At 50.5% G+C, this 10,064-nt stretch carries 6 protein-coding genes; 4 read left to right on the top strand and 2 right to left on the bottom strand.

Annotated elements, in window-relative coordinates:
• The first annotated feature begins 172 nt into the window (after nucleotides 1-172).
• From CVV44_14140 to CVV44_14125, 4 genes are all read left to right on the top strand, one after another.
• On the top strand, nucleotides 173-481 hold the full coding sequence (locus CVV44_14140; protein ID PKL37486.1) for a hypothetical protein: 309 nt from the start codon (nucleotides 173-175) through the stop codon (nucleotides 479-481).
• 85 nt (nucleotides 482-566) lie between these two features.
• Entirely contained in the window at nucleotides 567-1,805 is a 1,239-nt protein-coding gene (locus tag CVV44_14135) for a hypothetical protein (protein ID PKL37485.1), read from the top strand.
• An 8-nt stretch (nucleotides 1,806-1,813) separates the two neighbouring features.
• On the top strand, nucleotides 1,814-3,235 hold the full coding sequence (locus CVV44_14130; protein PKL37484.1) for a hypothetical protein: 1,422 nt from the start codon (nucleotides 1,814-1,816) through the stop codon (nucleotides 3,233-3,235).
• Between the two features lie 4 nt (nucleotides 3,236-3,239).
• Nucleotides 3,240-6,476 (top strand): CusA/CzcA family heavy metal efflux RND transporter, encoded by a 3,237-nt coding sequence (locus tag CVV44_14125; GenBank protein ID PKL37856.1) that lies wholly within the window; start codon nucleotides 3,240-3,242, stop codon nucleotides 6,474-6,476.
• Nucleotides 6,477-6,516: 40 nt separating this feature from the next.
• Here CVV44_14125 and CVV44_14120 read toward each other — a convergent pair whose 3' ends face one another.
• Both CVV44_14120 and pfkA read right to left on the bottom strand, forming a co-directional pair.
• Nucleotides 6,517-8,871, bottom strand: coding sequence for a hypothetical protein (locus tag CVV44_14120; protein PKL37483.1), 2,355 nt, complete (start codon nucleotides 8,869-8,871; stop codon nucleotides 6,517-6,519).
• 144 nt (nucleotides 8,872-9,015) lie between these two features.
• Nucleotides 9,016-9,975, bottom strand: coding sequence for a 6-phosphofructokinase (gene pfkA / locus CVV44_14115; GenBank protein PKL37855.1), 960 nt, complete (start codon nucleotides 9,973-9,975; stop codon nucleotides 9,016-9,018).
• Between the last annotated feature and the right edge of the window lie 89 nt (nucleotides 9,976-10,064).

The following is a 10,064-nucleotide window of genomic DNA, read 5'->3' as shown; positions in this document are numbered from 1 at the left end:
GAGAGACATTCAGTGAAAAGCAAATATAGGAGTATTTGAAAAAAGCGAAAACAAATTACTTGAATAAATGTCTGAACAGTAGTACTGTAAGTACATATTTCGGAAGCCGGTACGCGGGCACGGACGATATTTACAGACGACCTTTAAAATAAATATTTATGGAGGAACTGCGATGAAGAAAACATTGATCGTTCTCTTAGTGATTGCCGCAGGAGGAGTATTGCTGATGGGACCCATGTCGCACACGGCGGAAGGGGCCGATAAAAAAGGCACTGTGCAGACAATCTGCCCGGTAATGAAAGGCCCCATCGATAAAACCGTATACGTGGATTACAAGGGCAACCGGGTATACTTCTGCTGCCAGGATTGCATGCAAAATTTTAATAAGGACCCTGAAAAGTACATGAAGGAACTCAGGAAAGACGGCGTAATTCCTGAAAAGGCCCCTGAGGATCATTCGAAACACAAGCGCGGCAAATAGAATGATATCTTGATGACAAAATTTTCTGTCATGGAGAAAAACCGCAGACCCGGAGTACGGAGTTAAAATTGGAAAATTATTCATCATGAAAAAATTATTACTTCCCCTTGTGTTGATATGGCTTCCTATTTATGGAGAATCATTCACTATACATGATCTGCAGAGGATGGTGCTTGATGGGAACCCGCGTATTAAAGCCATGGAAGGGGAAGTTCTCATGATGAAGGCACGGGTGTCGCAGAGCGATGCTCTGGAAGACCCGAAACTGAAACTGGGCCTTAACAATCTTCCCCTCGCATCGTTTTCCTTCTCAAAAGAAGGCATGACTTCTAAAGAGATAGGCCTTTCACAGATGATTCCTCTCGGCAAACTCTCATACCGCAGGAAAATAGCTGTTCTCGAATATGACAAAGCACTGACAATACTCAAGGCTGAAAGGGTTGAAACTCTTCATATGGTGAGAATGTATTATTATGAACTGATGTATACCATTTCTTCCATCGGTATTCTTGAGGATATTAAAAAACAGATCAGGCTTGTAATAGACAGCGAGGTCGCGGCCACAAAGGCGGGAACGGGAAATATCGCGAATGTCATCAAGGCTAATGTTGAATATAATCTGATAGACGGGGAAATCATTACTCTGGTACAAAAACAGAAGGAAATGGAACAGAACCTGAATTACCTCGCCGGAAGGACAGTGAAAATTTCCGCCGCGGAACTGCCGGTGAAGGATTTCAGCTCTATCCCCATGGAAACCGTGCGCAGTGAAATACTGGCGTCGAATCCGCAGCTGAAGCTGCTCTCCCTGAATGTGGAAATCAGCGGCAACGAGATATCACTGAAAAAATCAGAATACGTGCCTGACATGGATGTCGGCGTCTCCTATATGCAGCGGCAGGACAATGGCGCTGAGAAGAGGGACGACATGGTTTCGGCAATGGTCTCTTTTTCCATTCCCGCATGGTTCTGGAAAAAGAATATCCCCATGATCGACGAGATGAAGAAAAAAAATGAATCGGCGAAAAATATGAGGGAGGATTTTCTGAATAAACTGTTTGCCAGAGCGGAAACACTGGCAAGCCAGATGACACGGTGGAGGGATCTGTATTTTCTTTATCATGACAAGCTCATCCCCCAGACGGAACTTGCACTGGAGACCACCATGGCGCGCTACAGGACAAGCTCCGTTGAGTTCATGCCCGTTGTGGATACCGTGCGTATGCTCCTGCGGTACCGGAAAGAACAGTTCATGGCTGTGAAGGAATATTATACGTCATATTCGGAAATGAATGCACTGATGGGTGTAGAGGTAATACGGTGAAGCGTCGATTGAAAATATTCATAGTGGCGGCAATGGTGATTATTACGGGGGGATATGCTATCATATACCATACGCCCCTGGGTCATAAATTACATCAGGCTGAGCAGAAACAGCTTTATACCTGCCCCATGCATCCTCAGATTGTTCAGGACAAACCCGGCGACTGTCCCATTTGCGGTATGAAGCTTGTCCCCATTGTGCCGGAACCAAAGCATAAAAAGACCATGTACCGGTCCAGTATGAATCCCGGCGAAATCAGTGATCATCCCGGCAAGGATTCCATGGGGATGGATATGATCCCCTTTGAACCCGGGAGTGTCGATGATATTAAGACGCCCGTTGGGCTGGCGCCGGTGACCATAACCAGGGATAAGAGGGAAATGATCGGACTGTCCTTTGAAAGGGTCGGGTTCAGAAATATCAGGAAGGAAATACGCACATCAGTAAAAATTGTGCCCGATGAAACCCGGCAGTACAGGGTAATGACCAAGATGAACGGGTGGGTGGAGAAGCTCTATGTGAATCAGACCGGACAATTTGTCAGAAGAGGGAGCCCCCTTCTGTCCATATACAGTCCGGAACTGCTCTCGGCGCAGCAGGAATATCTTTCAGCGATCAAGGCCGTTCAGAAGTTTTCCGAGGATGACAATTCCGATATCGCACGCAGCATGAGGGAAATTGAATCGGCGGTGCACGAACGTCTCCGGCTCCTGGATATATCGGAGGCGCAAATCAATAAGATTAAAGTGTCGGGTAAGATTGATCGTGTAGTGATCCTGTATGCCCCCGCGTCGGGATATGTGACTGAGAAAATGGTTCTCGAGGGTCAGAAAATTATGATGAACGATCCTCTCATGTCGATTGTTGATCTTTCACGTGTATGGGGAGTGCTGGATATTCATGAATCGGATCTTCCCTTTGTCAAAATCGGCATGTCCGTGGATGTGACGCTTTCATACTGGCAGGGAAAGTCTTTTAAAGGAAGAATCAGTTTTCTGAATCCCTTCCTGGACGATGAGACGCGCGTTCTCAAAGCCAGGGTGGAGATACCCAACGGGGGATTGATTCTCAAGCCAAATATGTATGGGGACGCGGTACTGTCATTTACCATGGGTAAAAAGCTGGCCGTTCCGGACCAGGCGGTCATGAAGACGGGATTGTTCAATTATATCTTCATCGAGGGTAAGGGTGATCTTATCGTGCCCTATGAAATTAAAACGGGCATTCATTCCGCTGACGGGTATTACGAGGTGATTTCCGGTGTAAAGGAAGGCGAGAGAGTGGTCACATCGGCGAACTTTCTTATTGATTCGGAATCTTCCCTGAAGGCCGCTTTCAGGTCAGTGAGCGGCAAGGAAGGATCGGGTATGGAGCCCGATAGAGCCATGGATGAAAAGGGCACTGAAGGCGGGCATCAGCACCAGGAATGAACCGATGATTAAAAAAATCATTTCATTTTCCGCACACAATAAGATGCTGGTGATTCTCCTTATATCGGCGGCATTCGCCTATGCAGTGTATGCCATAAATAATATTCCCCTGGACGCGATCCCGGACCTCTCCGACACACAGGTGATTGTGTATACGAAATGGGACCGTAGTCCCGACATCCTGGAAGACCAGGTCACCTACCCGATAATAACAGCTCTTCTCGGAGCACCACGCGTAAAGGCTATTCGCGGCTACAGCGATTTCGGTTTTTCCTACGTGTACGTTATTTTTAAGGACGGAACTGACATATACTGGGCGCGCAGCCGGGTGCTGGAATACCTCTCGAAAATTCAGGGGAGTCTGCCTTCAGGAGCCAAGATGGAAATGGGTCCCGACGCAACGGGCGTCGGATGGGTTTTTCAGTATGTGCTTATTGATAAATCCGGCACCCATGACCTGGCAAGCCTCAGGTCCTTCCAGGACTGGACGCTGAAATATGAACTGCAGAGCATACCCGGCGTGGCCGAAGTGGCAAGCATCGGCGGCTTTGAAAAACAATACCAGGTTATTGTCAATCCGGACCTTCTTCATGCGTACAACTTATCGCTGGTGAATATAATTGACGCTATCAAGAAAAATAATAATGAAGCCGGAGGACGCCTTATTGAATGGTCCGGAAAAGAGTTCATGGTACGGGCCAAGGGATACGTAAAGAGCACCGACGACCTTAAAAAAATACCACTCAAGGAAAGCGGCGGAACCCCCGTCATGCTGGAAAACGTGGCGACGATTACTCTGGGCCCCCAGATCCGCCGCGGGCTTGCGGAACTTGACGGGCTCGGTGATGTAACGGGCGGCATTGTTATAATACGCCACGGAGAGAACGCGTTGAGGGTCATCGAACGGATAAAATCAAGAATTGAGGATTTAAAACCGACTCTTCCATCGGGCGTTGAAATTAAAACGGTCTATGACCGGTCAGATCTGATACGTAAATCCATAGACAACCTGAAAGACGAGCTTATAGTAGAAATGGTCATCGTGAGTCTCGTCATTCTTCTATTCCTCTGGCATTTTCCCTCGGCAATGGTGCCTATTATAACCATTCCCATATCAGTTGTGCTGGCTTTTATCCCCATGTATTTTTTCGGTATTTCTTCCAACATTATGAGTCTTGCGGGAATCGCCATTTCAATTGGAGTGCTCGTCGATGGGGCCATCGTTGAAGTGGAAAACGCATATAAAAAAATTGAACAATGGATTGCCGGGGGCCGCAAAGGCGACTTTCATGAGGTCAGGCTTGAAGCGCTCATGGAAGTGGGGCCGTCGGTCTTTTTCTCTCTGCTGGTGATCGCCGTGGCATTTCTTCCCGTATTCACCCTGGTGGACCAGGAAGGCCGTCTCTTTTCGCCGCTGGCCTGGACAAAGACGTTGACCATCGGCATTGCTGCTCTGCTTGCCGTCACGCTCGACCCGGCTGTGCGTATGCTTTTTACGAGGCTTGAACCGTTCCATCTTAAACCCCCGTGGCTCTCCCGGACCATGACCAGCCTTTTTGTTGGAAAGTATTATCCCGAGGAAAAACACCCCATAAGCAGTGTCCTTTTCAGGCTCTATGACGGGCCGTGCAGGTGGGTTCTGGAACACCCGAAGAGGGTGATAGCCGCCGCCATGCTGCTGGTTATTACATCAATTCCCGTTTATTGCCGGCTCGGGTCGGAGTTTATGCCTCCGCTCAACGAGGGGACCATACTGTATATGCCCACAACGCTGCCGGGCATTTCCGTGACCGAGGCGCGTAACCTGTTGCTCATGCAGGATAAAATATTAAAATCCTTTCCGGAAGTACATACGGTTTTCGGCAAAGCGGGCCGCGCCGACACTTCTACGGACCCCGCGCCTTTTTCCATGATGGAAACTACCATACATCTTCGTCCTCAGGAAGAATGGCGTGACAAAAACCGCTGGTATTCTTCCTGGGCGCCTGCGCCGCTTAAATGGCTGCTGCGCCGGATCTGGCCCGATAAAATAAGCTATGACGAGCTTATCGCTTTAATGGATGAGAAAATGCAGATTCCCGGGAATAGTAATGCATGGACAATGCCGATTAAAGGGCGTATCGACATGCTGACCACCGGTGTAAGGACCCCCGTGGGCATCAAGATATTCGGTTCGGACCTCAACGAGATACAGCGGGTTGGCGGTGAAATCGAGACCGTGCTTAAGAATGTTAAGGGTACACGGAGCGTTTTTGCCGAGCGGGTAGGGGGTGGCTTTTACGTTGACCTCACTCCGAAAAGAGAGGCGCTTGCGCGTTACGGCCTGAACATAGACGACTTTCAGGAGGTCGTTATGAGCGCCATAGGCGGCGATACCGTATCCATGACAATTGAAGGGAGAGAGAGATATTCCATTAACGTCAGGTATCCGCGATCAATGCGTACCCAGGTGGATGATCTGGAACGTGTATTCATTACAACAATGAAGGGCGTCCAGGTGCCGATGAAGGAAGTGGCCGACATCAAGCTGACATACGGACCGGCAATGATACGCGATGAAAACGGGAGGCTGGCCGGATATGTGTATGTCGATATCGCCGATCGTGATGTGGGATCATACGTAAAGGAAGCGAAAGAAATTGTCCGCAAGAATATCAGGATGCCCGCCGGGTATTCCCTCACCTGGAGCGGGCAGTATGAAAACATGCAGCGGGTTGCTGATCGATTAAAAATAGTTCTGCCCATCACGATCCTGCTGATATTCGTGCTCTTGTACATGAATACAAAATCAGCATTCAAGGCATCGGTGGTAATGCTTGCCGTACCGTTTTCAGCCGTGGGTGCGATCTGGCTCATGTACGTGCTGGGCTATCACACCTCCATAGCGGTATGGGTGGGTTTGATTGCTCTCATGGGGCTCGATGCCGAGACCGGCGTATTCATGCTGTTGTTTCTGGACCTATCCTATAATGATGCGAAAAAGAACGGAAGGCTTAATAATCTTCATGAACTGAAAGAAGCCATAGTTCACGGCGCGGTCAAACGAATCCGTCCCAAAATAATGACGGTAATGACCGCGGTGATGGGTCTCATGCCCATAATGTGGTCCATGGGCACGGGAGCGGATGTGATGAAGCGGATTGCCGCGCCCATGGTGGGCGGATTGTTCACTTCATTTATCATGGAACTTCTTGTGTATCCGGCCATATACCTGTTATGGAAAAAACGCGAGGTGGAGTGAGCCCGGCTTTCCCGGTGTGTCGGTCCGGAACAAGTAAGTATTATTCCCAGTACTCACTGTCCCTTGCCGGGTATGTGTCAGAATAGCGTTCAACGCGTTCCATCATCCTCAGGTAGGCTTCGGCCGAATTGAATAAGGGCTGCATCAATACAGTTTCGGGATCAAGCTGCATCTTTCTGATCATGTCCGGCATAAGGCCGTAGTGGGCCATGCCCCGGTCGCCGTTGATGTCAAAGATGCGGCTGCCCGTTACCTGTTTTTCAAAAGATATCTCCGTGCCCGGTGAATATACACCCGGGAAGAGAGGACCGAAGCCGTATTCTATGGTTTCCTGAAATTGCGGGAAAGTGTCGAAGTTGGGCAGGGGACAGGCGCCGTTAACGTCCGTGGCATAGGGAACGCCCCATACCAGGTCGTCCAGGGATTCGTCATTCATATCATACCATGAGGCATGGACTTCGTTCTGCCCGTATTTTTCATACTGTTCGTTTTCTATCCTGCCGCCGCCGTCCATCATGAGCTTCAGGTAATCGGCAACGCATTTCTGGTGTCCTTCCAGTGTTTCCCAGAGCATGGGGGCCACGATGCCTCCCAACTGCAATATCTTAATCATGCGGGGGATATCAAGCTGCTCCCAGGCCTTCTGGCCTTCCTTGAGATCGATAATGCGGGTATGTGAAGCTATGACCCCGGGATATTTCGCCTCCCATAATATTTCCATGGCCCGGTCCAGTGTGTGTTCGCCCATATGGTCTATCTCTATGATCATTCTTCTGTTTATAAGTAACTCCAGGAGCCATTCGCCCAGGCCGCTCATGCCCAGGGTGTTGGAGTGACCCTGGCCTTCAGCCGTTATCGGCACGAAGGGCAGGAAGGGGAACAGGGCCTGCATCTCATCGGGATTATCCACGGCAATGCCGTCTTCCCGGTACTGTATGCGGGGATTGGATGCAGCCTCCACGTCAAAGAATGATCCGCGTTCCATCATGTTGACCAGGTTGAAAATTGGTGTCTGATAGAGCTGCGCTCCGCCGAAACCGTTGTTGAAGGCATGGATGGGGAACACGCTGCGTACGCCCCGTTCATAAAAATAATCGAGCTGCTCCTCTATGTTGCGGAGCTCATCGTCGAGCTCTTCCCGTGATATTTTTCCGCTCTCATAGCGGCCGAAATAATCAATACCGGCCCCGAAGACCGTGTCGAATTCAAGGGACAAAAAGACTGCCATCTTACCCTGCGCGATAACGCGGCGGGCCTCCCGTGACGATGTGACGATGCGGAACCAGCCCTGTCCGGGGCCGCCGCACTGGGCATCGATGTAATCCTGCATCTCGTAGATATTATTCAGCTGAAGCTCGGCGATTTCCATGTCATCACAGGTGACGCCGATTTTTTCACTGGGAATCAGTTTCTTGATGTTACACAGGATTTCATTGCTCACCATCTGTTGTACCAGGACCCTCTGCCCGGCCAGCCAGGATCGTTCGAGCCAGCGGTAATAGGCCTGCTGATGCGTGCTGGTATACGTTGTGGGCCAGAAATTAAAATCGGGCCAGCCCGAAGTGTCATGAGACGCATGGCCGTCCACGGCCATGCCGAAAAGATCGGTTACACCATCGATGCCGTGCAGGGACGAGCAGTCCTTCAAGGCTTCGGTGATTCCCAGGGGATTGAAGGTCTCGCCCACGAAGGTGGTCTGGCCCGAGCCCAGGAAGTGGTTCAGGTGGGCATGTGTATCGGCGTAACCCGTAACAGGTTCCCTGTCGGAATACTTATCACCGGGGGTTCCGGGATTGGGCCGTGAAAGTGCCTTTTTCGCATCGATGTTCAGATTGACATTCAGATCGGCCTCGGGGAAGCTCCTGCATCCTTCGGTTTCAGTAAAGGCGACGAGGCACCGCTCCGAGGTTTCGCGCGTCAGGGTCAGAGCCCCTTTTTCGTTCATTTCAAGGATGAGACCGGCCTGGATAGAACGCAGAACATAGCCTTCCATGGAGTTTTCCCATTTCAATTCCCAGATGGCACCGGTGTTCAGCCTGTCCGTTCTTACGGGCCGATAGCCCGTGATAGTTTTTACTATGGCGAGATAGCGTCCCCGGCTGTCATGGAAGATATACTGTCCCAATGCTGCCGGTTTCATGAAAAAAGGTTCCCCGTTGTCCCCGGCCCTGTAGCATGTATTTTGCCCCTCCAGGGATTCGCCGGTCCGGGTAAATTCCATGGAATAGCAGCCGTTGGCAAATTGATAGGGGCTGCTTTCATCAATATTTGCAGGCGTTATATTATTGGTTTCATCAGTTATCGGTGGATTCAGGCTTTCGAAACAGCCCGTCATACATAGGGTTGCCATAAGTAAGGTCATGATCAGGCTGCGGGAATTGGAATAGTTTTTCATATTTCCTCCAGGTGGATGATGACTGACATGTCACTCATCATCCACCTGGACGGTTTTTTTGTCAAGATAAAAACAGTGTTAATTTTCATGATCAGAATTCACCACCGGATTTGATGAAGAGGGGCGCTGATATCCGTGTGCCCGTCAGCTCTCCAGCAGAGCCGCGAGATCCAGGAGGCTCTGCGACAGGGGCCGCTGCTTCGACAGTGCCTCGCTCAGGGATATGGATGAATATACACTGTCACAGTAGGTCATCATGACGCCGCTCTCGCCCTTTTCCAGGGCCAGTACGGCATTACGGCCCATCTTGCTCGCCAGTACGCGGTCGAACACCGAGGGATTTCCCCCGCGCTGCATGTGTCCCAGTACGGAGACGCGTATATCATACCCCACTTTCCCCGTAAGCTTTGCGGCGAAATCCGCGGCCGATCCGGCGCCTTCAGAAACAATGATGATGCTGTTTGTTTTCTTTTCCTTGAAGCGGCGCTTGAGCCTGCGCGCGATTTCATCAAGGTTGTAAGGTACCTCGGGTATGAGGGCCGCCTCGGCTCCTGTTGCCACGGCTGAAGCCAGGGCCAGGTAGCCGCAGTTTCTTCCCATCACCTCGATAATGAACATGCGGTCATGGCTCGAGGCCGTGTCCCTGATCATATCAACGGCGTTGACAATCACGTTGAGAGCAGAGTCGACGCCCATGGACATGTCCGTCCCGTAAAGGTCATTGTCTATTGATGCGGGAACGCCCACGGCAGGAACACCGATCTCATGGAGCTTCAGCGCTCCTGAGAGGGAGCCGTTTCCGCCGATGACAATGATCCCGTCGATGCCCAGGTCGATGAGGTTTTCATGGCCGCGCTTCATTCCTTCGTCGGTTTTGAATTCCAGGCAGCGCGCCGATTGAAGAAAAGTGCCGGCCCGGCCGATTTTGCCGGAAACGTCCTGGGATGTGAGGCTGCGATAATCATTGTCCAGAAGGCCCTGGTAGCCCTTTTTAAAGCCGTAGACTTCGATGCCCTGGGACAGGGCGGTCCGGACAATGGAGCGCACGCAGGCGTTCATACCGCTGCAGTCGCCGCCCGAGGTAAGTACGCCGATGCGTTTCACGCGTGAAGAAACACCATCACTTTTCGAAAAGTATTCTTTGTTTTCAGTTGAGTCCTTTGAAGTAATCATTTTAATCCCCGGTTAAAAAT

The organism is Spirochaetae bacterium HGW-Spirochaetae-1 (genome assembly GCA_002839375.1).
GTDB lineage: Bacteria > Spirochaetota > UBA4802 > UBA4802 > UBA5550 > PGXY01.
This window is presented reverse-complemented; position numbering and strand designations above follow the sequence as displayed.